The 24,681-nt window shown below is 60.0% G+C and carries 23 protein-coding genes and 1 pseudogene; 16 read left to right on the forward strand and 8 right to left on the reverse strand.

What is annotated here, in order from left to right; genetic code table 11:
• Positions 1-131 precede the first annotated feature (131 nt).
• A pseudogene (locus AACY30_RS23905) lies at positions 132-438 on the reverse strand (tellurite resistance TerB family protein); the annotation flags it as partial.
• A 92-nt stretch (positions 439-530) separates the two neighbouring features.
• Between AACY30_RS23905 and AACY30_RS23910 the strand changes: the two are divergent.
• The 8 genes from AACY30_RS23910 to AACY30_RS23945 all read left to right on the forward strand — a co-directional run bounded on the left by AACY30_RS23910 (position 531) and on the right by AACY30_RS23945 (position 10,780).
• Entirely contained in the window at positions 531-1,442 is a 912-nt protein-coding gene (locus AACY30_RS23910) for a LysR family transcriptional regulator (protein ID WP_339469432.1), read from the forward strand.
• Positions 1,443-1,575: 133 nt separating this feature from the next.
• Positions 1,576-3,033, forward strand: a complete 1,458-nt coding sequence (locus AACY30_RS23915) for a gamma-aminobutyraldehyde dehydrogenase (protein WP_339469431.1) — start codon at positions 1,576-1,578, stop codon at positions 3,031-3,033.
• Between the two features lie 149 nt (positions 3,034-3,182).
• Complete coding sequence (ydcS, locus tag AACY30_RS23920) at positions 3,183-4,334, forward strand: putative ABC transporter substrate-binding protein YdcS (protein WP_339469430.1); 1,152 nt, start codon at positions 3,183-3,185, stop codon at positions 4,332-4,334.
• A 138-nt stretch (positions 4,335-4,472) separates the two neighbouring features.
• Positions 4,473-5,507: an ABC transporter ATP-binding protein gene (locus AACY30_RS23925; protein WP_339541215.1), complete on the forward strand. Its 1,035-nt coding sequence runs from the start codon at positions 4,473-4,475 to the stop codon at positions 5,505-5,507.
• A 1-nt stretch (position 5,508) separates the two neighbouring features.
• The gene (locus AACY30_RS23930) at positions 5,509-6,438 is read left to right on the forward strand and encodes an ABC transporter permease (protein ID WP_339418209.1); all 930 of its coding nucleotides are present in this window, start codon (positions 5,509-5,511) and stop codon (positions 6,436-6,438) included.
• Positions 6,428-7,237, forward strand: a complete 810-nt coding sequence (locus AACY30_RS23935; RefSeq protein ID WP_339469428.1) for an ABC transporter permease — start codon at positions 6,428-6,430, stop codon at positions 7,235-7,237. The genes AACY30_RS23930 and AACY30_RS23935 overlap by 11 nt, the downstream gene beginning before the upstream one ends.
• Before the next feature lie 176 nt (positions 7,238-7,413).
• Complete coding sequence (locus AACY30_RS23940; protein WP_339469427.1) at positions 7,414-8,838, forward strand: gamma-aminobutyraldehyde dehydrogenase; 1,425 nt, start codon at positions 7,414-7,416, stop codon at positions 8,836-8,838.
• 316 nt (positions 8,839-9,154) lie between these two features.
• Entirely contained in the window at positions 9,155-10,780 is a 1,626-nt protein-coding gene (locus AACY30_RS23945; RefSeq protein WP_339541216.1) for a glucan biosynthesis protein D, read from the forward strand.
• Between the two features lie 49 nt (positions 10,781-10,829).
• On the opposite strand, the gene AACY30_RS23950 is transcribed toward AACY30_RS23945, so the two are convergent.
• The 3 genes from AACY30_RS23950 to AACY30_RS23960 form a co-directional block, all read right to left on the reverse strand.
• Positions 10,830-11,015 carry a hypothetical protein gene (locus AACY30_RS23950; protein WP_339469425.1) on the reverse strand — a complete coding sequence of 62 codons (186 nt, stop codon included), beginning with the start codon at positions 11,013-11,015 and terminating at the stop codon, positions 10,830-10,832.
• Between the two features lie 274 nt (positions 11,016-11,289).
• Positions 11,290-12,396 carry an NADH:flavin oxidoreductase/NADH oxidase gene (locus AACY30_RS23955; protein ID WP_339469424.1) on the reverse strand — a complete coding sequence of 369 codons (1,107 nt, stop codon included), beginning with the start codon at positions 12,394-12,396 and terminating at the stop codon, positions 11,290-11,292.
• 126 nt (positions 12,397-12,522) lie between these two features.
• Entirely contained in the window at positions 12,523-14,424 is a 1,902-nt protein-coding gene (locus tag AACY30_RS23960) for a potassium transporter Kup (RefSeq protein ID WP_339469423.1), read from the reverse strand.
• Between the two features lie 291 nt (positions 14,425-14,715).
• Here AACY30_RS23960 and rimO point away from each other — a divergent pair, with 291 nt between their 5' ends.
• The 5 genes from rimO (at position 14,716) to tsaA (ending at position 18,638) form a co-directional block, all read left to right on the forward strand.
• Positions 14,716-16,056 carry a 30S ribosomal protein S12 methylthiotransferase RimO gene (gene rimO, locus AACY30_RS23965; protein ID WP_104903822.1) on the forward strand — a complete coding sequence of 447 codons (1,341 nt, stop codon included), beginning with the start codon at positions 14,716-14,718 and terminating at the stop codon, positions 16,054-16,056.
• Positions 16,057-16,153: 97 nt separating this feature from the next.
• Complete coding sequence (locus AACY30_RS23970) at positions 16,154-16,627, forward strand: GNAT family N-acetyltransferase (protein ID WP_339541217.1); 474 nt, start codon at positions 16,154-16,156, stop codon at positions 16,625-16,627.
• 71 nt (positions 16,628-16,698) lie between these two features.
• Positions 16,699-17,409 carry an rRNA pseudouridine synthase gene (locus AACY30_RS23975; RefSeq protein ID WP_339469421.1) on the forward strand — a complete coding sequence of 237 codons (711 nt, stop codon included), beginning with the start codon at positions 16,699-16,701 and terminating at the stop codon, positions 17,407-17,409.
• A gap of 68 nt (positions 17,410-17,477) precedes the next feature.
• A complete protein-coding gene (locus tag AACY30_RS23980) occupies positions 17,478-17,939 on the forward strand; it encodes a YehS family protein (RefSeq protein WP_049709728.1) in 462 nt (153 codons plus the stop codon).
• A gap of 3 nt (positions 17,940-17,942) precedes the next feature.
• Positions 17,943-18,638: a tRNA (N6-threonylcarbamoyladenosine(37)-N6)-methyltransferase TrmO gene (tsaA, locus tag AACY30_RS23985; RefSeq protein ID WP_339541218.1), complete on the forward strand. Its 696-nt coding sequence runs from the start codon at positions 17,943-17,945 to the stop codon at positions 18,636-18,638.
• Between the two features lie 45 nt (positions 18,639-18,683).
• Here tsaA and fpr read toward each other — a convergent pair whose 3' ends face one another.
• Positions 18,684-19,463 carry a ferredoxin-NADP reductase gene (fpr, locus tag AACY30_RS23990; protein ID WP_003189055.1) on the reverse strand — a complete coding sequence of 260 codons (780 nt, stop codon included), beginning with the start codon at positions 19,461-19,463 and terminating at the stop codon, positions 18,684-18,686.
• A 125-nt stretch (positions 19,464-19,588) separates the two neighbouring features.
• Here fpr and AACY30_RS23995 point away from each other — a divergent pair, with 125 nt between their 5' ends.
• Complete coding sequence (locus AACY30_RS23995) at positions 19,589-20,515, forward strand: LysR family transcriptional regulator (protein ID WP_339469419.1); 927 nt, start codon at positions 19,589-19,591, stop codon at positions 20,513-20,515.
• 3 nt (positions 20,516-20,518) lie between these two features.
• Here AACY30_RS23995 and AACY30_RS24000 read toward each other — a convergent pair whose 3' ends face one another.
• From AACY30_RS24000 to AACY30_RS24010, 3 genes are all read right to left on the reverse strand, one after another.
• On the reverse strand, positions 20,519-20,881 hold the full coding sequence (locus AACY30_RS24000; protein WP_003172176.1) for a diacylglycerol kinase: 363 nt from the start codon (positions 20,879-20,881) through the stop codon (positions 20,519-20,521).
• Between the two features lie 75 nt (positions 20,882-20,956).
• Positions 20,957-21,607 carry a response regulator transcription factor ErdR gene (gene erdR, locus AACY30_RS24005; protein ID WP_065872500.1) on the reverse strand — a complete coding sequence of 217 codons (651 nt, stop codon included), beginning with the start codon at positions 21,605-21,607 and terminating at the stop codon, positions 20,957-20,959.
• A 252-nt stretch (positions 21,608-21,859) separates the two neighbouring features.
• The gene (locus AACY30_RS24010) at positions 21,860-22,579 is read right to left on the reverse strand and encodes a tRNA-uridine aminocarboxypropyltransferase (protein ID WP_339541219.1); all 720 of its coding nucleotides are present in this window, start codon (positions 22,577-22,579) and stop codon (positions 21,860-21,862) included.
• Positions 22,580-22,758: 179 nt separating this feature from the next.
• Between AACY30_RS24010 and AACY30_RS24015 the strand changes: the two genes are divergently transcribed.
• Both AACY30_RS24015 and AACY30_RS24020 read left to right on the forward strand, forming a co-directional pair.
• On the forward strand, positions 22,759-23,199 hold the full coding sequence (locus AACY30_RS24015; RefSeq protein ID WP_049709734.1) for a PA3611 family quorum-sensing-regulated virulence factor: 441 nt from the start codon (positions 22,759-22,761) through the stop codon (positions 23,197-23,199).
• Positions 23,200-23,491: 292 nt separating this feature from the next.
• Positions 23,492-24,604, forward strand: coding sequence for an LOG family protein (locus tag AACY30_RS24020; protein ID WP_339541220.1), 1,113 nt, complete (start codon positions 23,492-23,494; stop codon positions 24,602-24,604).
• Positions 24,605-24,681 lie beyond the last annotated feature (77 nt).

Raw genomic sequence — 24,681 nt, forward strand, 5'->3', positions numbered from 1 at the left:
GCCATTCAAATGGGGTGAGTATAGCTGAGCAGGTGCCCTCATTTATCAATGGGTTTTTATGCAGCGCGCACGGAATGCAAAAACACCCCGGGCTGCCAAGGCAGCCGGGGTGATTGTATTAACAAGCGCGTTTAAAGTGTGGCCTGGCGCACCTGTTTTTCCGGCGCCAACTTCATGCCAGGCTCGAGTTTAAGCTGACGGGCCAGTTCATCGAGGTAGGACTTCTCCATGAAGTTCTCCGCATCCACCCGCATCACACTGGCGATGTACATTTCGCCAGCCATTTCCGCAGTACCGGCCGCGCGCCACATCGGCCGGGTCCAGGGGGTTGTTCAGTTCGGCATGCAGCCAGCTTTGCAGCTCGCGGTCGTTATCCAGCTTGGTGAACTCGCCTTCGATCAGCGCGCGCTCGCGCTCGTCCACATAGCCGTCAGCCCTTAGAGTGCTTCCAGATGTAACGCGGCCACCCTTCGTTTAAATCGATATACACTTGAGCAAATCTATAAAAACACCCCACTGGTAATTCCAGCATGATGACCTTGCGTCAAATCCGGCACTTTATTGCCGTGGCCGAGACCGGCTCGATCTCCGCCGCCGCGCAAACTGCGTTCATTTCCCAGTCCACACTGACCCTGGCGATCCAGCAACTGGAGCAGGAAATCGGCGTAAACCTGTTCAACCGTCACGCCAAGGGCATGACACTCACGCATCAAGGCCATCAATTCCTGCGCCAGGCGCACCTTATCCTCGCCACCGTCGACAACGCCAAGCGCAGCCTGCAACAGAGCACCGACCAAGTCGCCGGGCAGTTGGTCATCGGCGTGACCAGCCTGGTGGCCGGCTATTACCTCGCAGATTTGCTGACACGATTCCAGCGCGCCTACCCCAACGTGGAAATCCGCGTGATGGAGGATGAGCGCCCGTATATCGAGCATTTGCTGGTCAGCGGAGAGATCGACGTGGGCGTGCTTATCCTGTCCAACCTCGAAGACCGTTACGCCCTGCAAACCGAAGTACTGACTCATTCGCCTCACCGGTTGTGGCTGCCGGCGCAACATCCGTTGCTGGAACACGACAGCATCAACCTGGCCGATGTGGCGCGCGAGCCGTTGATTCAGTTGAACGTCGACGAAATGGGCCATAACGCCCAGCGCATGTGGACCGGTGCGGGCCTGCAGCCGCATGTGACTCTGCGTACCGCCTCCACCGAAGCCGTGCGGAGCCTGGTAGCGGCCGGCCTGGGCGTGTCGATCCAGCCGGACATGACCTACCGCCCCTGGTCCCTTGAAGGCGACATTATCGAAGCGCGGCCGATTGCCGACCTCAGCCAAACCCTCGATGTAGGCCTGGCTTGGCGCCGCGGCACGGCGCGACCGGCACTGGTCGACCCGTTCCTGACGGTTGCGCGTGAACAGCCGCACCCACGCAAGCCATCTATTTAATCGAATGCTGCATTCAGTATTTAGTATTTGTTGACCTCGCACCTGCCCTCTACTCTCAGCTAATCCATAAGAGAAAGGTCAGGTGCCTCGTAAGAGAACGCCCATGGCCATCCAAGAAAAGAGATCGCGAAAAATGTCCGGCGCGCCCACCCCGCTGCTCACTGCGTTGCTGATCGACGGCGAACTGGTCCAGGGCCAGGGTGTTGTCGAGCCGATCCTCAACCCGGCCACCGGTGACGTACTCACCCAGATCGCCGAAGCCAGCACCGAGCAGGTGGAGGCTGCGATACTCGCCGCCCACCGCGCCTTTACCGGCTGGTCACGCACCACGCCGCAGCAACGTTCGAACATCTTGCTGGGCATCGCCGATGCCATCGAAAAACAAGCCGACTACCTGGCCCGCCTGGAATCCCTGAACTGCGGCAAGCCCTTGCACCTGGCGCGCCAGGATGACTTGAGCGCCACTGTCGATGTGTTCCGCTTCTTCGCCGGCGCCGTGCGCTGCCAGACCGGGCAACTGAGCGGCGAATACCTGCCGGGCTACACCAGCATGGTGCGCCGCGACCCCATCGGCGTCGTGGCCTCGATTGCACCGTGGAACTACCCGCTGATGATGGCCGCGTGGAAAATCGCTCCAGCCCTGGCCGCCGGTAATACGCTGGTGTTCAAACCATCGGAGCACACGCCGCTGTCGATCCTGGCGCTGGCCCCTGTGCTTAAAGAGCGCTTGCCACGCGGAGTGATCAACATTCTGTGTGGCGGCGGCGAAGGCGTCGGCAGTCATCTGGTCAGCCACCCCAAGGTGCGTATGGTGTCGCTGACCGGCGATATCGTCACCGGGCAGAAAATCCTGCAAGCGGCCTCCAAAACCCTTAAACGCACGCACCTGGAACTGGGCGGCAAAGCGCCGGTGATCGTGTGCAACGATGCTGACCTGCAAGCCGTGGTCGAGGGCGTGCGTGCCTATGGTTATTACAACGCAGGCCAGGACTGCACTGCCGCGTGCCGCCTCTACGCCCAGGCCGGCATTCACGACAAGTTGGTTGCCGAGCTTGGCGCAGCGGTCAGCAGCCTGCGCTTTGCCGGTAAACGCGACGCGGACAATGAACTGGGCCCGTTGATCAGCACGCGCCAGCGCGACCGTGTGGCCAGTTTCGTCGAACGCGCCCTCGGCCAGCCGCATATCGAACGCATCACCGGCGCGGCTGTGCATTCCGGCGCGGGCTTCTATTACCAGCCCACCCTGCTCGCCGGCTGTAAACAGAACGATGAAATCGTGCAGCGCGAAGTGTTCGGTCCGGTAGTGACCGTGACCCGCTTTGACGAACTGGAACAGGCGGTGGACTGGGCCAACGACTCCGAATACGGCCTGGCGTCCTCTGTGTGGACCCAGAACCTGGACAAGGCCATGCAAGTGGCGGCGCGCCTGCAATACGGCTGCACCTGGATCAACAGCCATTTCATGCTGGTCAGCGAAATGCCCCACGGCGGCTTGAAGCGCTCGGGGTATGGAAAAGACCTCTCGAGTGATTCATTGCAGGACTATAGCGTTGTCAGGCACATCATGGCCCGGCACGGAAATGCACTTTAGCCGCAAGGTTCAGGCTGCAAGCTCCAAGTAAATACGGATGGGTTTTTCTTGCGGCTTGCAGCTTGAAGCCAAGGGCTACGCTAAAACAAAAAAAAACACGTACAACTGCTTTTACTGCCCCGACCATAATTAAAGAAGAGGGAACCCCCATGTCCGCGCATAAGACCGCACTGCTCAGTGCCCTGACCACCGCGCTGCTGGCCAGTGCCAGCCTACAGGCCGCCGAACCGCTCAAGGCCGTTGGCGCGGGTGAAGGCCAACTGGATATCGTCGCCTGGCCCGGCTATATCGAACGTGGCGAAAGCGACAAGGCCTACGACTGGGTCACAGGTTTCGAGAAGGAAACCGGCTGCAAGGTGAATGTGAAAACCGCCGCCACCTCTGACGAAATGGTCAGCCTGATGGCCAAGGGCGGGTATGACCTGGTCACCGCGTCGGGCGATGCCTCGCTGCGGCTGATCGTCGGCAAGCGGGTGCAGCCGATCAACACCGCGCTGATCCCCAACTGGAAGAACATTGACCCGCGCCTCAAGGATGCGCCGTGGTATGTGGTCGGCCAACAGACCTTCGGCACCCCGTACCAATGGGGCCCGAACGTGTTGATGTACAACACCACTGTATTCAAGACCGCCCCCACCAGCTGGAACGTGCTGTTCAACGCCCAGAACCTGCCAGACGGCAAGCCGAACAAAGGCCGCGTGCAGGCGTATGACGGCCCGATCTATATCGCCGATGCGGCGCTGTACCTCAAGTCGACCAAGCCAGAGCTGGGTATTCAAAGCCCGTATGAACTGACCGAAACCCAGTACAAGGCCGTGCTCGAAGTGTTGCGCGCCCAGCAACCGCTGATCCACCGCTACTGGCACGACACCACCGTGCAAATGAGTGACTTCAAGAACGAAGGCGTGGTCGCCTCCAGCGCCTGGCCGTACCAGGTCAACGGTTTGCAGAACGAGAAACAGCCGATCGCCTCGACCATTCCCAAGGAAGGCGCCACCGGCTGGGCGGACACCACCATGCTGCACACCGAGGCCAAGCACCCGAACTGCGCCTACAAGTGGATGGACTGGTCGCTGCAGCCCAAGGTCCAGGGCGATGTCGCCGCGTGGTTCGGCTCGTTGCCGGCGGTGCCGGCGGCCTGCAAGGAAAGCGAACTGCTCGGCGCCGAGGGCTGCAAGACCAATGGGTTCGACCAGTTCGAAAAGATCGCTTTCTGGAAAACCCCGCAGTCTGAAGGCGGCAAGTTCGTGCCGTACAGCCGCTGGACCCAGGATTACATTGCGATCATGGGCGGGCGGTAATTTCTACCAAACGACATAGAACCAATGTGGGAGCGGGCTTGCCCGCGAATGCGGTTGAACAGTGACAGACATGTTGACTGACACACCGCATTCGCGAGCACGCCCGCTCCCACAGATGCTTTTTTGGAGCACCGCACCATGACACTTGCAGTCCAATTCACCCACGTTTCCCGTCAGTTCGGCGAAGTGAAAGCCGTTGACCGGGTTTCCATCGATATCCAGGACGGCGAGTTCTTTTCCATGCTCGGCCCTTCCGGCTCGGGCAAGACTACCTGCCTGCGCCTGATCGCCGGGTTCGAGCAACCGAGCGCAGGCTCGATCCGTATCCACGGCGAGGAAGCCGCCGGCTTGCCGCCGTATCAGCGCGATGTAAACACTGTGTTCCAGGACTACGCGCTGTTCCCGCATATGAATGTGCGCGACAACGTCGCCTACGGCCTCAAGGTCAAGGGCGTGGGCAAGGCCGAACGCCTCAATCGCGCCGAAGAAGCCTTGGCCATGGTCGCCCTCGGCGGTTATGGCGAGCGCAAGCCGGTGCAGCTTTCCGGTGGGCAGCGTCAGCGCGTCGCCCTGGCCCGCGCCCTGGTCAATCGCCCACGCGTATTGCTGCTGGATGAGCCGCTGGGCGCACTCGACCTCAAGCTGCGTGAGCAGATGCAGAGCGAGCTGAAAAAGCTGCAACGCCAGCTCGGCATCACCTTTATTTTCGTGACTCACGACCAGACCGAAGCGCTGTCGATGTCTGACCGTGTGGCGGTGTTCAACAAGGGTCGCATCGAGCAGGTCGACACCCCGCGCAGCCTGTACATGAAGCCCGCCACGGCCTTTGTCGCCGAGTTTGTCGGCACGTCCAACGTGATTCGCGGCGAACTGGCCCAGCGGCTCAGCGGCAACCCTCAGCCCTTCTCGATCCGCCCGGAGCACGTGCGTTTTGCCGAAGGCCCGCTGGGTGCCGGCGACGTGGAAGTCAGCGGTTTGCTGCACGATATCCAGTACCAGGGCAGCGCCACGCGCTATGAGCTGAAGCTGGAAAACGGCCAGACGTTGAACATCAGCCAGGCCAACAACCAGTGGCTGGACATCAGCAGTGGCCATCAGGTCGGCCAGTCCATCACCGCCCGCTGGGCGCGGGAAGCCATGACACCGCTGACAGATATCGCAGGCGAGGTGTGACATGAGCCTGGCCCTAACCCAACCACCGATGCGCAGGTTTTCCAACCTGCTGTACCGCAAGCCCAATCTCTACCTGGCGATGCTGCTGGTGCCGCCGCTGATCTGGTTCGGCGCGATCTACCTGGGTTCGTTGCTGACCCTGCTGTGGCAAGGTTTCTATACGTTTGACGACTTCACCATGGCGGTCACGCCGGACCTGACCCTGACCAACTTCGCCGCGCTGTTCCAGCCGTCGAACTTCGACATCATTGTGCGCACCTTGAGCATGGCGATTGTGGTGTCGATTGCCAGTGCGGTGATCGCGTTCCCGATTGCTTATTACATGGCGCGCTACACCACGGGCAAGACCAAAGCGTTTTTCTACGTCGCGGTAATGATGCCGATGTGGGCCAGCTACATCGTCAAGGCATATGCCTGGACCTTGCTACTGGCCAAAGGTGGCGTGGCGCAGTGGTTCGTGCAGCACTTGGGGCTGGAGCCCGTGTTGCAGCTCGTGCTGGGCATTCCCGGCGTGGGCGGCAGCACCTTGAGCACCTCGCACCTGGGGCGGTTCATGGTCTTCGTTTATATCTGGCTGCCGTTCATGATCCTGCCGATCCAGGCGTCCCTGGAGCGTTTGCCGCCGTCGCTATTGCAAGCCTCGGCTGACCTTGGGGCCAAACCGCGCCAAACGTTTATGCAGGTGATATTGCCGCTGTCGATTCCGGGGATTGCCGCCGGTTCCATCTTCACGTTCTCGCTGACCCTGGGCGATTTCATCGTGCCGCAACTGGTGGGCCCACCGGGTTACTTCGTCGGCGGCATGGTTTACGCCCAGCAAGGCGCCATCGGCAATATGCCCATGGCCGCAGCGTTCACGCTGGTGCCCATCGTGCTGATCGCGGTTTACCTGTCCATCGTCAAACGCCTGGGGGCCTTCGATGCACTCTGAAAAATCCAGTTTGAGTTTGAAGATCGCAGCCTGGGGCGGGTTGGTGTTTTTGCACTTCCCGATCATGATCATCTTCCTCTATGCCTTCAACACCGAAGAAGCCGCGTTCAGCTTTCCGCCCCAAGGCTTTACCTTGAAGTGGTTCAGCGTGGCCTTCGCCCGGCCTGACGTGCTGGAGTCGATCAAGCTGTCCTTGCAGATCGCCGCCATCGCCACCCTGATTGCGATGGTGCTCGGCACGTTGGCGTCGGCCGCGTTGTATCGCCGCGAGTTCTTCGGCAAGCAAGGCGTGTCGTTGATGTTGATCCTGCCGATTGCGCTGCCGGGGATCATCACCGGTATCGCGCTGCTGGCGACGTTCAAGACGTTGGGCATTGAGCCGGGGATGTTCACCATTATCATCGGCCACGCGACGTTCTGCGTGGTGATTGTCTACAACAACGTCATCGCCCGCTTGCGCCGCACCTCCCACAGCCTGATCGAAGCCTCGATGGACCTGGGCGCCGACGGCTGGCAGACCTTTCGCTACATCATCATGCCCAACCTCGGCTCGGCGCTGCTGGCTGGCGGCATGCTCGCGTTTGCGCTGTCGTTCGACGAAATCATCGTCACCACCTTCACCGCCGGCCACGAGCGCACCTTGCCGCTGTGGCTGCTCAACCAGCTCAGCCGCCCACGCGATGTGCCGGTGACAAACGTGGTGGCGATGCTGGTGATGCTGGTGACGATGGTGCCTATTCTCGGGGCTTATTACCTGACGCGCGGTGGTGAAAGCGTGGCGGGGAGTGGCGGTAAATAACTGACAAGACCCTGCCACTGAAGAAACACGGTCAATGTGGGAGCTGGCTTGCCTGCGATAGCGGTCTGTCAGTTGATGAATCGGCTGGCTGATCCATCGCTATCGCAGGCAAGCCAACTCCCACATTTGAATCGCATTTGTTCAGGGGTAAACACTCGTTTTAGGAGAGCTGAACCATGCAGACCAAGCTACTGATCAACGGCCAACTGGTAGAGGGCGAAGGCCCGGCCCAGGCCGTGTTCAACCCGGCACTCGGCCGCGTACTGGTGGAGATCAAGGAAGCCAGCGAAGCCCAGGTCGACGCCGCCGTGCGCGCAGCGGATGCCGCCTTTGAAGGCTGGTCACAAACCGCGCCCAAGGATCGCTCGCTGTTGCTGCTGAAGCTGGCGGACGTGATCGAAGCCCATGGCGAAGAGCTGGCCAAGCTGGAATCGGACAACTGCGGCAAGCCTTACAGCGCCGCGCTGAACGATGAAATCCCGGCGATTGCCGACGTATTCCGCTTCTTTGCCGGCGCCAGCCGTTGCATGAGCGGCTCGGCCGGCGGTGAGTACTTGCCCGGGCACACCTCGATGATCCGCCGCGACCCGGTGGGCGTGATTGCCTCCATCGCACCGTGGAACTACCCACTGATGATGGTCGCCTGGAAAATCGCCCCGGCCCTCGCCGCCGGTAATACCGTGGTGCTCAAGCCGTCGGAACAAACCCCGCTGACCGCGTTGCGCATGGTCGAACTGGCCGCTGAAATCTTCCCGGCCGGTGTACTCAACTTGGTGTTCGGCCGTGGGCCAACCGTCGGCAGTCCACTGGTGAATCATCCGAAAGTGCGCATGGTCTCGCTGACCGGCTCCATCGCCACCGGTGCAAACATCATTTCCAGCACCGCCGACAGCGTGAAGCGCATGCACATGGAGCTGGGCGGCAAGGCGCCGGTGATCATCTTCAACGACGCCGATATCGATGCTGCCGTGGAAGGCATTCGCACCTTTGGCTTCTACAACGCCGGCCAGGATTGCACCGCTGCATGCCGGATTTATGCGCAAGCAGACATCTACGATGCGTTCGTCGAAAAGCTGGGCGCCGCGGTCGCCAGCATCAAGTACGGTTTGCAGGGTGATCCGGCTACCGAACTGGGGCCGCTGATTACCGCGCAACACCGCGATCGTGTCGCCGGGTTTGTCGAACGCGCCGTGGCACAACCGCACATTCGCCTGGTCACCGGCGGCAAGGCGGTGGAAGGCAATGGTTTCTTCTTTGAGCCGACCGTGCTGGCCGACGCGCAGCAGGACGACGAAATCGTGCGTCGCGAGGTATTCGGGCCGGTGGTGTCGGTGACCAAGTTCACCGATGAAGCCCAAGTGCTGGGCTGGGCCAACGATTCGGATTACGGCCTGGCGTCATCCGTGTGGACCGCCGATGTAGGGCGTGCCCATCGTTTGGCCGCGCGCTTGCAGTACGGCTGCACCTGGGTGAACACCCACTTCATGCTGGTCAGCGAAATGCCCCACGGCGGTCAGAAACTGTCCGGCTACGGCAAGGACATGTCCATGTACGGGTTGGAGGACTACACCACAGTTCGCCATGTGATGTTCAAGCACTGAGGCTTTTACCCCTGCGAATGCGGTGAATCAGTCGGTAGATCCTGTCACTGATACACCGCATTCGCGAGCAAGCCCGCACACATTTGATCTTCATAATGATCAAGTACTGTGTTGGCATCAGAGCCGGAAATGTCTTGTCGCACTTGCAACTCAATCACCCCGCTATCAATCAATTTTCCTACGTCATCGAACCGCTTAAGCTATCCGGCGTCTGTTTAATGTCCGTTGCGTTTGGCCGAAGGCATGTCCGAACCGTAATTTCTGATCCGCTACGTGCCAGGAACGGCGCGGGATTTGCTCACGACAGGTTGTCTCTATGCACCGTAGGAATTTGCTCAAAGCGTCCATGGCCATTGCGGCTTACACTGGTTTGTCGGCCAGCGGCCTGCTAGCCGCCCAGGCTTGGGCCGGGACCCGTGCCGCCGATGGCAAGGCCGTGGCGTTCGATTTCGAATCGCTGAAGGCCCAGGCCAAGCAACTCGCCGGGACCGCTTACAAAGACACCAAACAAGTGCTGCCGCCCACCCTGGGGACCATGACCCCGCAGAATTTCAACGCCATCGGCTACGACGGCAACCACTCGTTGTGGAAGGAATTGAACGGCCAACTCGACGTGCAGTTCTTCCACGTCGGCATGGGGTTCAAGACGCCGGTGCGTATGCACAGCGTCGACCCCAAGACCCGCGAAGCTCGCGAGGTGCATTTCCGCCCTTCGCTGTTTAACTATGAAAAAACCACGGTCGACACCAAACAGCTGACCGGCGACCTGGGTTTCTCCGGCTTCAAGCTGTTCAAGGCGCCAGAACTGGGCCGCCATGATGTACTGTCGTTTCTCGGCGCCAGCTACTTCCGCGCAGTGGATTCCAGCGGCCAGTACGGCCTCTCCGCCCGTGGCCTGGCCATCGACACCTACGCGAAAAAACGCGAGGAATTCCCTGATTTCACGCAGTTCTGGTTCGAAACCCCGGACAAAAACGCCACCCGCTTCGTGGTCTACGCCCTGCTCGACTCGCCGAGCGCCACCGGCGCCTACCGCTTTGATATCGACTGCCAGGCCAACCAGGTGGTGATGGCGATCGATGCACACATCAACGCGCGTACCGCTATCGAACAACTGGGTATCGCGCCAATGACCAGCATGTTCAGCTGCGGTACCCATGAGCGCCGCATGTGCGACACCATCCACCCGCAAATCCACGACTCGGACCGCCTGGCGATGTGGCGCGGCAATGGCGAATGGATCTGCCGCCCGCTGAACAACCCGGCCAAGCTGCAGTTCAACGCGTTTGCCGACACCGACCCCAAAGGCTTTGGCCTGGTGCAGACCGACCATGAGTTCGCCAGTTACCAGGACACCGTGGACTGGTACAGCAAACGCCCGAGCCTATGGGTCGAACCCACTACGGCCTGGGGTGAAGGCTCCATCGACCTGCTGGAAATTCCTACAACCGGCGAGACCCTCGATAACATCGTGGCCTTCTGGACCCCGAAAAAACCCGTGGCAGCCGGCGAATCACTGAACTACGGCTACAAGCTGTACTGGAGCGCCCTGCCACCGGTGAGCACGCCGTTGGCCCAGGTAGACGCGACCCGCTCAGGCATGGGTGGCTTTATCGAAGGTTGGGCGCCGGGAGAGCACTACCCTGAGGTGTGGGCGCGCCGTTTCGCCGTGGACTTCAAGGGCGGTGGCCTGGACCGCCTGCCACCCGGCACGGGGATTGAGCCCGTGGTGACGTGCTCCCATGGCCAGGTCAAGGATTTCAGCGTGCTGGTGCTGGATAACATCAAGGGCTACCGCATCCTGTTCGACTGGTACCCGACCAGCGACAGCGTAGAGCCGGTGGAACTGCGCCTGTTTATCCGTACCCAGGACCGCACCTTGAGTGAAACCTGGTTGTATCAGTACTTCCCGCCGGCACCGGACCAGCGCAAGTACAGCTGATACCGGTGGGAGCTGGCTTGCCAGCTCCCACCTTGTTTAACGACGATCCTCAGAACCGCGACACACTCTTCATCGCCCCAATCAAATAGCGCATTGCCATCTGATCGCTCTCGGTCAGGGCGCGGTACTGCGCCAGCAATTCCATTTCATCTGAGCTCAACCTTCGGCCCCGCAACGACATCCTGCGGGTCAGAAAAGACGTCACCATACCCGCTACACCATCGGACTTGGCCATGGACTGGTTCTCCTGATATCCATCGAATACTCCTGTTGCCCATTACCCGCCTCCCATGAAGCGCAATGCCTCAGTGAGCAAACCCACTGACTTCCTGGGCCAGAAATCAGGCTTACCCTAAGCGTAGAAAAAAACTGCTCTCGTGTGGGATTTTTTTAGAGTATTAACTTAAATAAATTGCTTAGGTAACAAATACCTACAGACATATCCGACACCTGCGCGCGTAAAAAAACCCACCGGGTCAGGGTGGGTTTCAGTCAGCGCCAACAGCGGATTAGTCGCGCAGATCAGACTCATGAATCGGCTGGTCGCGATGGGTCGCCCTTTGATACTGCGCCGGCCAGATCGCCTTGCGCCCGCCCAGGTCGTCGTCGGCATGCAGCGGCCAATAAGGGTCACGCAGCAGCTCGCGTGCCAGGAAGATGATATCGGCCTGGCAGGTGCGCAGGATGTGCTCGGCCTGGGCCGGCTCGGTGATCATGCCAACGGTGCCGGTAGCCATGCCCGACTCTTGGCGCACCCGCTCGGCGAAACGGGTCTGGTAGCCGGGGCCGGTGGGGATCTCGGCATTAGCGGCCGTGCCACCGGACGATACGTCAATCAGGTCCACGCCAAGGGTTTTCAGGCGACGCGCCAGTTCCACGGTTTCGTCGGGGTTCCAGCCATCTTCCACCCAGTCGGTGGCCGACACCCGCACAAACAACGGCAGCTCCTGAGGCCAGGCTTCACGCACGGCCTCTGTGACCTGCAGCACCAGGCGGATACGGTTTTCAAACGATCCGCCGTACTTGTCCTGACGCTGATTGCTGATCGGCGACAGGAATTGATGCAACAGGTAACCATGCGCCGCGTGGATTTCCACCACTTCAAAACCCGCGGTCAACGCACGCTTGGCGGCGGCGACAAAATCGGCGATGACTTGTTGGATCTGCCCCTCATCCAACTGTGTGGGTTGAGTGTGCTGAGGGTCGAAGGCAATCGGCGAGGGCCCTACCGGCACCCAGCCGCCCTCCTCCGCCTTGACACTGCCATGCTTGCCGATCCAGGGCCGATGGGTGCTGGCCTTGCGCCCGGCGTGAGCCAGTTGAATGCCGGCCACCGCGCCTTGGGCTGCAATAAAACGCGTGATGCGTCGCAGCGGTTCGATCTGCGCGTCGTTCCACAAGCCCAGGTCCTGGGCGGTGATGCGGCCATCAGCGGTGACAGCGGTGGCTTCGGTAAAAATCAGCCCCGCACCGCCGACCGCACGGCTACCAAGATGCACCAGGTGCCAGTCGTTGGCCAGGCCGTCGACCGCCGAATACTGGCACATCGGCGAAACCGCGATGCGATTGAGCAGGGTTAATTGGCGCAGGGTATAGGGTTCGAGCAGCTGACTCATGGCGCACCTCTTCTGGGTTCTATGGGCACTGTTCAACAGTGCTTAGAGCCTAGTCGACAACGCTGGATTGCACAGGGTTCAGAAAGAGAAGCGGGAGCCGATTACCGACTCCCGCGTTGCAAAAGTTTACATTTCGACCTGGGTGCCCAGCTCGATCACTCGGTTTACCGGGAGTTTGAAGAAGCGCAGGTTGCCGTTGGCATTCTTCAACATGAACGCGAACAACGCCTCGCGCCAGCGCGCCATGCCCTTGATGCGAGAGGCGATCACCGTCTCGCGGCTGAGGAAGTACGTGGTGCGCATCGGGCTGAAATCCAGGTCATCCAAGTGACACAACTTCAGCGCTTCGGGCACGTCCGGCTCGTCGGTAAAACCAAAGTGCAGGATCACGCGGAAGAAGCCTTCGCCGTAGGCATCCACTTCGAAGCGCCGTGCCGCCGGCACGCGAGGAATGTCTTCGTAGACCACCGTCAGCAACACCACTTGTTCATGCAACACCTGGTTATGCAGCAGGTTGTGCAACAGCGCGTGGGGCACAGCGTCCGGGCGTGCAGTGAGAAACACGGCGGTACCCTGCACCCGGTGGGGCGGCTGGACGCGAATGCTGCTGATAAAAATCGGCAATGGCAGGCCGCCTTCGTCGAGGCGCTCCACCAGCAATTGTTTGCCGCGCTTCCAGGTGGTCATCAGCACGAACAACACAATCCCCGCCAAAACCGGGAAGGCACCGCCCTGGATGATCTTCGGCACGTTGGCAGCGAAGTAGAGCCCGTCCACCAGCAGGCAGCAGACCAAGACCGGCACGGCCAGAATCGGAGGCCATTTCCACAGCAGCAACATCACCGCCGACACCAGGATCGTGGTCATCAGCATGGTGCCGGTTACCGCCACGCCGTAAGCCGACGCCAGTGCGTTGGAGGATTCGAAACCCAGCACCAGCAGGATCACACCCACCATCAGCGACCAGTTCACCGCGCCGATGTAGATCTGGCCCTGCTCGGCACTGGAGGTGTGCTGGATATGCATGCGCGGGATGTACCCCAACTGGATCGCCTGGCGCGTCAACGAGAACGCACCGGAAATCACTGCCTGGGACGCAATCACCGTGGCCAGGGTGGACAACACCACCAGCGGGATCAACGCCCAGCTGGGTGCCAGCAGGTAGAACGGGTTACGCGCGGCTTCCGGGTCACCCAGCAGCATCGCGCCCTGGCCGAAATAATTGAGTACCAGCGCCGGCAGCACCAGCATGAACCAGGCGCGGGCAATGGGTTTGCGGCCGAAGTGGCCCATGTCGGCGTACAGTGCTTCGGCGCCGGTCAGTGCCAGCACCACCGCGCCAAGGATAGCCACGCCAATGCCCGGGTGAGCCTCGAAGAATCGCACCGCCCACATCGGGTTCATGGCACTGAGCACCTCAGGATGCAGGGTGATGCCATACACACCGAGACCGCCCAGGACCAGGAACCAGGTCACCATCACAGGCCCAAACAGCTTGCCGATGTGGTCAGTGCCGTGCTTTTGGATCAGGAACAAGGCCACCAGCACAACAAGGGCGATGGGCACGACCCATTTTTCCAAGCCGTCGAACGCCAGCTCCAGGCCTTCAATCGCCGATAACACGGAAATCGCCGGGGTGATCATGCTGTCGCCGTAGAACAGCGCCGCGCCGCACAGGCCACACACCACCAGGAAGCTGCGCAGCTTCTTGCGCTCCCCCGCCGCCCGTCGCGCCAGTGCAGTCAGGGCCATGATGCCGCCCTCGCCCTGGTTGTCGGCGCGCAGCACAAACAGCATGTATTTGATCGAGACTACCCAGATCAGCGACCAGAAGATCAGCGCCAGGATCCCCAACACACCGTCATGGTTGACCTGAACCCCATAGCCGCCGCTGAACACCTCTTTAAGGGTGTAGAGCGGGCTGGTCCCGATATCACCGTAAACCACCCCGACCGCTGCCACCAGCATGCCAATCGGCTTTGCGGTGGAATGCTCGGCACCTGCCGCCGGACTACTTGCCTGACCCATCAACCACTCCTGCCCTTCTGACCTGCGGTCTTTATAAACAACGCCTCTAAGCTGACCCTAGCATGCGCTGTTTTACTTCTCGTAACAGACGTTTTGTTGACCTTAGGATTTTACCTACGCGCAACGGCGCGAAGCATAGCGCAGCACTCGTCGCTTTTCGCTGCATAAAGCTGGTCAAGTGCGCTGCCCGTCGCTAGAATTGCGCACTTTTTGATCAGAGGCACACTTCAAGTGCCCATCCGTTGTCTCGTCGTGCACGACCGGCAGCGTCATTCAATACCGAGGTTAGACATGTCCACCACCATCGCAAAAGCCAACCCCAAGGTTGGCTTTGTTTCCCTGGGTTGCCCGAAGGCTCTGGTTGACTCCGAGCGCATCCTCACGCAACTGCGCATGGAAGGCTATGACGTCGTGTCCACCTACCAGGACGCTGACGTGGTGGTGGTCAACACCTGCGGCTTCATTGACTCGGCCAAGGCAGAGTCGCTGGAAGTGATCGGCGAAGCGATCAAGGAAAACGGCAAGGTCATCGTGACCGGCTGCATGGGTGTGGAAGAAGGCAATATCCGTAATGTGCACCCAAGCGTGCTCGCGGTGACCGGCCCGCAGCAGTACGAGCAGGTGGTCAACGCCGTGCACCAGGTGGTGCCGCCACGCCAGGACCACAACCCGCTGATCGACCTGGTGCCGCCGCAAGGCATCAAGCTGACCCCGCGCCACTACGCGTACCTGAAGATTTCCGAAGGCTGCAACCACAGCTGCAGCTTCTGCATCATCCCGTCGATGCGCGGCAAGCTGGTCAGCCGTCCGGTGGGTGACGTACTGGACGAAGCCCAGCGCCTGGTCAAATCCGGTGTGAAAGAGCTGCTGGTGATCTCCCAGGACACCAGTGCCTACGGCGTCGACGTGAAATACCGCACCGGTTTCTGGAACGGCGCGCCGGTCAAAACCCGCATGACCGAACTCTGCGAAGCCTTGAGCAGCCTGGGTGTGTGGGTGCGCCTGCACTACGTTTACCCCTACCCGCACGTGGACGAGCTGATCCCGCTGATGGCCGCCGGCAAGATCCTGCCGTACCTGGACATCCCGTTCCAGCACGCCAGCCCGAAAGTGCTCAAGGCCATGAAGCGCCCGGCGTTCGAGGACAAGACCCTGGCGCGCATCAAGAACTGGCGCGAGATCTGCCCGGAGCTGATCATCCGTTCGACCTTCATCGTCGGCTTCCCCGGCGAAACCGAAGAAGACTTCCAGTACCTGCTGGACTGGCTGACAGAAGCCCAACTGGATCGCGTCGGCTGCTTCCAGTATTCGCCGGTTGAAGGCGCCCCGGCGAACCTGCTGGACCTGGCCGTAGTGCCGGACGACGTCAAGCAGGACCGTTGGGAGCGTTTCATGGCTCACCAGCAAGCTATCAGCTCGGCGCGCCTGCAAATGCGCATCGGCAAGGAAATCGAAGTGCTGATCGACGAAGTCGACGAGCAAGGCGCGGTTGGCCGCTGCTTCTTCGATGCGCCGGAAATCGATGGTAACGTGTTTATCGACGATGCCAGCGGTTTGAAGCCGGGTGACAAGGTCTGGTGCACCGTGACGGACGCCGACGAGTACGATTTGTGGGCTGAAAAGCGCGACTGATAGGCGACAAAATCAAAAGCCCTGCATCTGATCAAGATGTGGGGCTTTTTTAGGTCTATCGTTTGCCCATCGCCCATCACTGGCAGGAAGCAGCGGCATGCGTCAGCATTCGGTTATCCATACCCCCAAAACCAGCGATTATCAAAAACTGACTGAAATCTGGGAGTCCTCAGTGCGGGCCACCCACGATTTTTTGCCGGACAGCTACATCGAGCGGCTGAGGCATCTGGTGCTGACCCATTATCTGGACACGGTGATGCTGATCTGCACCAAGGACTCGCACCAATGCATCACCGGGTTCGCTGGCGTGGCCGCGGGCAAGGTCGAAATGCTGTTTATCGACCCGCAGCGCCGCGGCCAGGGCCTTGGCCGGCAATTGCTGCGCTATGCCATTGAACGCATGAACGCCGACGAACTCGAGGTAAACGAACAGAACCCCCAGGCCCTGGGCTTTTACCTCAAGCAAGGCTTCGAGGTAGTCGGACGCACGGAGCATGATGGCCTCGGCCAGCCTTATCCGTTGCTGCGTCTGCGTTTGAGCCAGACGCAACAACAGGCCCGCCAGGGTTAAATGAAATAGGGCCGGGATTAACCGGCTCCAGGCAGGTACAATAGCCGCCCCCTTTTGTTACGGCCCTTGTCATGACTGACCCCATACGCCTCTCCAAACGTCTAATCGAACTGGTCGGTTGCTCCCGTCGGGAGGCTGAGCTGTTCATTGAAGGCGGCTGGGTCTCGGTGGACGGTGAAGTGATTGACGAGCCGCAGTTCAAGGTCACCACCCAGACGGTCGAACTCGACCCCGAGGCCAAGGCCACCGTGCCTGAGCCGGTGACCATCCTGCTGCACGCCCCTGTGGGCGTGGATGCCGAAACGGCCATGGCGTCGATCAGCGCCGAAACACTCTCGGAAGAACACCGCTTTAGCAAGCGCCCGCTCAAGGGCCATTTCCTGCGCCTGACCGCCAGCGCCGACCTGCAAGCCAAGGCCAGCGGCCTTCTGGTGTTTACCCAGGATTGGAAGATCCTGCGCAAGCTGACCGCCGATGCCGCCAAGATCGAGCAGGAATACGTGGTGGAAGTCGAGGGTGACATGGTTGCCCACGGCCTCAACCGCCTCAACCACGGCCTGACATACAAAGGCAAGGAACTGCCGGCCGTCAAAGCCAGCTGGCAGAACGAAAACCGCCTGCGCTTTGCAATGAAAAACCCGCAGCCGGGTGTAATCGCGCTGTTTTGCGAAGCGGTTGGCCTCAAGGTCATCGCCATTCGTCGTATCCGCATCGGCGGCGTGTCCATCGGCAAAGTGCCGGTTGGCCAATGGCGTTACCTGTCCGGCAAAGAGAAGTTCTAAGCCGCTCCCCTATTATCGACACCGCCTGCCTGGGCGGTGTCCACCGTTGAAAACCAGGATTGCCCACCATGATTCACAATGACGTACTGCGCAGCGTGCGCTACATGCTCGACATCAGCGACAACAAGATGGTCGAGATCACCAAGCTCGGCGGCATGGACGTAACCAAGGAAGACCTGCTGACCTACCTCAAGAAAGATGAGGAAGAAGGTTTCGTGTTCTGCCCGGATGAAGTCATGGCGCACTTCCTTGATGGCCTGGTGATCTTCAAGCGCGGCAAGGACGAAAGCCGTCCGCCGCAGCCGATTGAAACCCCGATCACCAACAACATCATCCTCAAGAAGCTGCGCGTGGCCTTTGAACTGAAGGAAGACGACATGCACGCCATCCTCAAGGCGGCCGAGTTCCCGGTGTCCAAGCCTGAGTTGAGCGCACTGTTCCGCAAGTTCGGCCACACCAACTACCGGACCTGCGGTGACCAGTTGCTGCGCAACTTCCTCAAGGGCCTGACCCTGCGGGTTCGTGCGTAAGCCATGAATTACCACGTCTCGCCCGTCGGTTTCGTGCGCTCCTGCTTCAAGGAGAAGTTCGCGATCCCGCGCCAACCGCAGCTGGCACCCGCCGCGCGGGGCGTGCTGGATTTGGTGGCGCCATTCGACGGGGGTGAGGCGGTGCAGGGCCTGGAGCAGGTCAGCCATGTGTGGCTGTTGTTTCTGTTCCACCAGGCCCTGGAAGACAAGCCACGCCTGAAAGTGCGCCCGCCGCGCTTGGGTGGCAACACCTCCATGGGCGTGTTTGCTACCCGCGCGACTCATCGCCCCAATGGTATTGGCCAGTCGGTGGTGAAACTGGACAGGGTCGAGCCAGGGCGGTTGTGGATTTCCGGGATAGACCTGCTTGATGGCACGCCGGTACTGGATATCAAACCGTATGTGCCGTATGCCGACATTGTCGACACGGCCACCAACGGGATCGCCAGCGCTGCGCCGCAGCTGATTCCCGTGCAATGGCTGAAGACTGCGCTGCATCAGGCGCAGAGCCACGCTCAGCGCTTGGATGAGCCGCTGGTGGCGTTGATTGAACAGTGCCTGGCGCAGGACCCACGGCCGGCGTATCAGACGCCGGGGCCGGAGCGAGAGTATGGCGCGCAGTTCTGGGATGTGGATGTGCGTTGGCACTATCCCGAGGCTGGGCTGATTTGTGTGTTGGAAGTGCTTCCAGCCAGCTGAAGAAACCGGAAGCATTTTTTGGTCTGTGTTTTTACTAACCCAGCATCACTTCTCGACGAACGCGCGCTCGATCAGGTAATCACCTGGCTCACGCATGCGTGGCGACACTTTCAGGCCGAAGCTGTTCAACACCTCACTGGTTTCATCCAGCATGCTCGGGCTGCCGCACAGCATGGCGCGGTCGTCCTCGGGGTTGATCGGTGGCAGGCCGATGTCGCTGAACAACTTACCGCTGCGCATCAGGTCGGTCAGGCGGCCTTCGTTTTCGAAGGGCTCGCGGGTTACGGTTGGGTAGTAGATCAACTTGTCACGCAAGGCCTCGCCGAAGAATTCGTTCTGCGGCAGGTGCTCGGTGATGAATTCGCGGTAAGCGACTTCGTTGACGTAACGCACGCCGTGGCACAGGATCACTTTTTCAAAGCGCTCGTAGGTTTCCGGGTCCTGGATCACGCTCATGAACGGAGCAAGGCCGGTACCGGTGCTGAGCAGGTACAGGTGTTTGCCCGGCTTCAAATCGTCAAGCACGAGGGTGCCTGTCGGTTTTTTGCTGATGATGATCTCGTCGCCTTCCTTCAAGTGCTGCAATTGGGAAGTCAGCGGGCCATCTGGCACCTTGATACTGAAGAACTCCAGATGCTCTTCCCAGTTCGGGCTGGCAATGGAGTAAGCGCGCATGAGCGGGCGGCCGTTGGGCTGTTGCAGGCCGATCATCACGAACTGACCGTTCTCGAAGCGCAGGCCCGGATCACGGGTGCACTTGAAGCTGAACAGAGTGTCGTTCCAGTGATGAACACTGAGGACACGCTCGTGGTTCATGTTGCTCATGTACGGGGGACTCCTGGAAATGGGTCTGCGCCAAAGGTGTAGATGCGCAATTGCACAGCATTCTAATGGCGGCGACAATATCTGTTAACTGGATTATTAAGATAAGGGTTATCGGTTATATCGATATGCGATTTACTCTCCGTCAACTGCAAGTCTTCGTCGCCGTCGCCCAGCAGGAAAGCGTCTCCCGCGCTGCTGGCCTTCTGGCTTTATCTCAATCCGCCGCCAGCACCTCGATCACCGAGCTGGAGCGTCAATCCAGCTGCCAATTATTCGACCGTGCGGGCAAGCGCCTGAGCCTCAACGCCCTCGGTCATCAGCTGTTGCCCCAGGCCGTGGCGCTTTTGGACCAGGCCAAGGAGATCGAGGATCTGCTTAACGGCAAGTCCGGTTTTGGCTCCCTGGCGGTCGGCGCCACCCTGACCATTGGAAATTACCTCGCCACGCTGCTGATCGGCAGCTTCATGCAGCAACATCCCGAGAGCCAGGTGAAGCTGCATGTGCAGAACACTGCACATATCGTGCACCAAGTCGCGCACTACGAAATTGACTTGGGTCTAATCGAAGGCGATTGCAGCCACCCGGACATCGAGGTGCAAACCTGGGTGGAAGATGAGCTGGTGGTGTTTTGTGCGCCGCAGCATCACCTGGCCACGCGTGGCGTGGCGACCATGGCAGAGTTGACTCATGAAGCCTGGATTTTGCGCGAACAAGGCTCTGGCACGCGCTTGACGTTTGACCAGGCCATGCGCCATCACCGCAGCGCGCTGAATATCCGCCTGGAGCTGGAACACACTGAGGCCATCAAACGGGCGGTGGAGTCAGGGTTGGGGATTGGCTGTATTTCGCGGCTGGCGCTGCGCGACGCGTTCCGACGTGGCAGTTTGGTACCGGTGGAAACCCCGGACCTGGACCTGGCCCGGCAGTTCTACTTCATCTGGCATAAACAGAAGTACCAGACCTCAGCGATGCGCGAGTTCCTGGAACTTTGCCGGGCCTTTACCGCTGGAGTCCAGCGCAGCGACGAGATCGTGCTACCGAGCATTGCCTAAGCCTTAGATCAGGATCACAGCCCACACCAGCGTGATCATGGTCAGCGCGACAAACTGCGCAGCGCTGCCCATGTCCTTGGCGTTTTTCGACAGCGGGTGGCGATCCAGGGAGATGCGGTCGATGGCGGCTTCAACCGCCGAGTTGAGCAGCTCGACGATCAAGGCCAGCAGGCACACGGCGATCAACAACGCGCGTTCGACGCGGCTGACATTCAGGAAAAAGCTCAGCGGGATCAGGATGACGTTCAGCAACACCAACTGGCGGAATGCTGCCTCGCCGGTAAAGGCCGCGCGCAGGCCATCCAGGGAATAGCCCCCTGCATTAAAGATACGCTTGATACCGGTTTGACCCTTGAAAGGCGACATAGACGTAGGCAACTGAACCAAAGAAGTGGGGAAACTAGATCACGCCAAGTCAAAAAAGCGTGAACCGCTGAACGCTCAATGCTGCGAGATTGACTCAAGTTGTTGTAGGAGCAATGCCGCCTGGGTGCGCGTACGCACGCCCAGCTTGCGGAAGATCGCCGTGACATGGGCCTTGATGGTCGCTTCCGATACGCTCAGCTCGTAGGCAATCTGCTTGTTCAACAAACCTTCGCAAACCATGGTCAGCACACGAAACTGCTGCGGCGTCAGGCTGGCCAGTCCATCGCGGGCGGCCTTGGCTTCGTCGGACACGTTAATTTCTTCAAACGCTTGCGGCGGCCAGGACACATCGCCGTCAAGCACGGTGCGCACGGCTTTCTGGATATCTTCCATGGCACTGGACTTGGGGATGAAACCACTGGCGCCAAACTCCTTGGAGCGCACCACCACATCGGCGTCTTCCTGGGCCGAAACCATCACCACGGGGATCTGCGGGTATTGCCCGCGCAACAGCACCAGCCCGGAAAAACCATAGGCACCGGGCATATTCAGGTCGAGCAGCACCAAGTCCCAGTCGGACTTTTCGGCAAGGCGGGCTTCCAGCTCGGCAATGCTGGCCACTTCGACCAGCCGCACGTCCGGGCCAAGGCCCAGGGTCACGGCTTGATGCAGCGCACTGCGAAACAGCGGGTGGTCATCGGCTATCAGGATTTCGTATGTGGCCATTGATTAAATGATCCTGTTTTTTATGGGAGCCCTGATGGGTTCAGGGCTCGCCAGTACACAAGGCGGCAGCCAGGCAGCTGTCGCCACAGGGCACGCTCGACGTCAAAAGCACCTGAAACGACGTCGAAAATTCACGGTTGCACCCCAATCGGCGCTCAGCATGCCCAGCGTAGCCTGGGGGGTCAAGCACTACGCCCACGGGCATTTTAGCGGCGTGCGGGTTGAGGGTGCCATCATGCAAACGTCGTCTGGCTATCCCGCGGGTATATAGGGAGCAAGACGAGTATGGACGATGTCCGTCGGGTCCAGGGGTAACTGGAATTTGGCCGCCAGGTAATGCGTGCTGAACACGTCGAGGTAGGCATCGAGTACTTCGCAGGCAGCCTGGTCATCGGCCAGTTCGAGGCACAGGGCGGCGACTTCGGCGGTGCAAAAATGATCATCACGCTTGGACCGGCGCAGTTTGTAGCGCGACAGTTGCTCCGGCGCCAGGCTGAGTACCGGCAAATGCTCAAGGTAGGGGCTTTTACGGAACATCTTGCGCGCTTCACTCCAAGTGCCATCCAGCAAGATGAACAACGGGCGCTTGCCCTCCTCCACATTTACTTCACTGACAACACGCTCGGGCGTCACAAATTCACCGGGGAACACGATGTAGGGCTGCCACTGCGGATCGGCCAACAAGGTGAGCAAGTCCGGATCGACTTCAGTGCGCGACCAGGCGAATGCGCTGGTGTCGTCGATTACGTCGGCGATCAGCCAGCCGGTGTTGCTGGGCTTCATCGGTTCCACGTCATGCATCAGTAGGCACATGGCAGATCGGGCCTCGACTTTGGGGCGCCAGGCACACAGGCAGTATTGCGGAATAACCCGGCAACCGGGGCAGCGTTCGGCACGCGAACCACGATTGAGGAACGGCCGCACGGCGCGAGCCAGACGCTGGGTACGCAGGCGGGAGACGGCGTGGCTCATCGGATGCGCCGGTGAAACGGGTAAATCGACACGTTGGAAACTCGTGAAAGGCTTAAGTGGCCGCAGTTTACCAGCGATACGCCTGGCTGTAGTGGCAAGGGCTCACCTATAATTGCGCGCCACTGAACGCACAGCACAGTGGCTGGTCTATGCACCAGTAACCGAATCAGGAGAGTTTCATGCTGCGTTCCATGCTGCGTCTTGTCGCCCCATCCGTCGCCCTCGCGCTGGTATTGCCCGTGTGCGCCCAGGCGGCCTCGCTGCTGGAGGCCCAAATGAACAGGAAGCTGCAAAGCGTCGCGGCTGAGAGCAATAAGGACCTGCCCCGGGAAATCGACGAAAAAACCCTGGAAGTGGCCTACACCGTTGAAGGCATGCAACTGATCGATCACCTGAGCGTGATGTCCGACCGCGCCGAACAGATGCGCGCCAACCCCAAGGCTGTGTACTTCCAGCTTGGCCAAAGCGTGTGCCTGAACAAAGGCTACCGCGAGCTGATGGCCAAAGGTGCAGTGATGCGCTACGAAATCACCGAGAACAAGACCAACCGTCCTGTGGCGTCGGTCAAATTCGTTGAAGCAGATTGCCCGGCACCGGCTGCGGCGAAAAAGAAAAAGTAGCCCTTTTACCTCCGCGCGCTGCCGTCCGGCAGCGCGCACTCCCCCCGCGCCAACTCCTTCCAGGCAACTAAGCCCCCCTATTGAGTGACCAATAAGTGGTTGCCAGCCAAGGGTTTTTCGGCCCATGATCAAGTCACTCCAGCCATTTATTCACAGCACTGTTCATGCTGTTCTGTAACATTTTCAGGGCAAAAGAAGGTTGCCCCCTGCGGCAAGCAGCGACACATGCAGTGTCGTAGCCTCCGGCGAACCTCTCGTCGGCCACCCGGGCCCTGCAAGAAGGAGACGTTGAATGCCTTACGAACCGAATGACCGCCTGCTTCGACATTTTGAAGAGAACGGGGCCGACCTCACGCAGCAGGTCGAAGCTCAACTCCAACTGATCGCTCCCAACAGCCCGAATATCCCCCTGTATCGCGACATGATCCTCACCGTGCTGCGAATGGCCCAGGACGACCGCAACCGCTGGAACGCCAAGATCACCCTCCAAGCCATCCGCGAATTGGACCATGCCTTCCGCGCGCTCGAACAGTTCAAGGGTCGCCGCAAAGTGACAGTGTTCGGCTCGGCACGCACCCCAGTGGAAAGCCCGCTGTACGCCCTCGCCCGGGAAGTCGGCGCAGCGCTGGCACGCTCGGACCTGATGGTGATCACCGGCGGCGGTGGCGGCATCATGGCCGCCGCCCATGAAGGCGCCGGCCTGGAACACAGCCTGGGGTTCAACATCACCTTGCCGTTTGAACAGCATGCCAACCCGACCATTGATGGCACTGAGAACCTGCTGTCCTTCCACTTCTTCTTTACCCGCAAGCTGTTCTTCGTCAAGGAAGCCGACGCATTGGTGTTGTGCCCAGGCGGTTTCGGCACGCTGGATGAAGCGTTGGAAGTGTTGACCCTGATCCAGACCGGCAAGAGCCCGCTGGTACCGGTAGTGCTGTTGGACGCGCCAGGCGGCGGGTTTTGGCAGGGTGCCCTGGATTTTATCCGCAGTCAGTTGGAAGCCAACCGCTATATCCTGCCTACCGACCTCAAGCTGGTACGCCTGGTGTACAGCGCCGAAGAGGCAGTGCAAGAGATCAACCAGTTTTATGCCAACTTCCACTCCACGCGCTGGTTGAAACGTGAGTTTGTAGTACGCATGAATCATCCGCTCAGTGAGCGGGCATTGGCCCATTTGCAGAGCGAGTTTGCCAGCTTGCGGCTGAGTGGGGACTTCCAGCAGCACGGGTATACCGGCGAAGAACATGACGAGCCAAGGTTCAGCCATTTGACGCGACTGGTGTTCAACTTCAACGGGCGCGACCAGGGCCGGCTACGGGAGCTGGTGGATTACATCAATTTACCGGAGAACTGGGCGCAGGCTCAGGGGAAGGCTCAGCAGCGGGTGGCGCCGGAGCCGGCGTGATTTTTTGAGCAAAAAAAAAGGCCCACTATTTTCATAGTGGGCCTTTCTTATGGCGGCTTAGGTATCTACACACTGTT

Source organism: Pseudomonas sp. RA_5y_Pfl1_P24 (genome assembly GCF_963970945.1).
GTDB classification, from domain to species: Bacteria; Pseudomonadota; Gammaproteobacteria; order Pseudomonadales; family Pseudomonadaceae; genus Aquipseudomonas; species Aquipseudomonas tritici.